Source organism: Bacillus sp. SIMBA_031 (genome assembly GCF_046535225.1).
Classification (GTDB): domain Bacteria; phylum Bacillota; class Bacilli; order Bacillales; family Bacillaceae; genus Bacillus; species Bacillus velezensis.
Window position 1 is genome coordinate 1 of sequence record NZ_JAWRXC010000119.1, and the last position, 301, is coordinate 301.

The 301-nt window shown below is 56.1% G+C and carries 1 protein-coding gene; it reads left to right on the top strand.

The window, feature by feature from the left end; all coding sequences use genetic code 11:
• A partial coding sequence (locus tag SB724_RS19750) for a tyrosine-type recombinase/integrase (RefSeq protein WP_410572495.1) occupies window positions 1–279 on the top strand: 279 nt, incomplete at its 5' end.
• Window positions 280–301 lie beyond the last annotated feature (22 nt).

Genomic DNA, 301 nt, shown 5'->3' on the forward strand with positions numbered 1-301 from the left:
GCACTGACTGCAGCTCGATTTTGCCCATCATTGGCAGAAAAACGGGTGAGCCCGCATGTTCTGCGTCATAGTACCGCGATGGAGCTGCTTCATCACGGTGGGGATCAGACGGTAATCGCGCTGTGGCTTGGCCATGAATCCGTGGAGACAACCCAGGTCTATGTTCACGCGGACTTGCGGCTGAAGGAAAAAGCGCTGGCTCGAATGGTCGCCCCGGACGCAAAACCTTCGCGTTATAAGCCAAGCGACAAGCTCCTCGCATTCCTCGAAACACTCTGATTATGCCGAACAGGATGCGCCG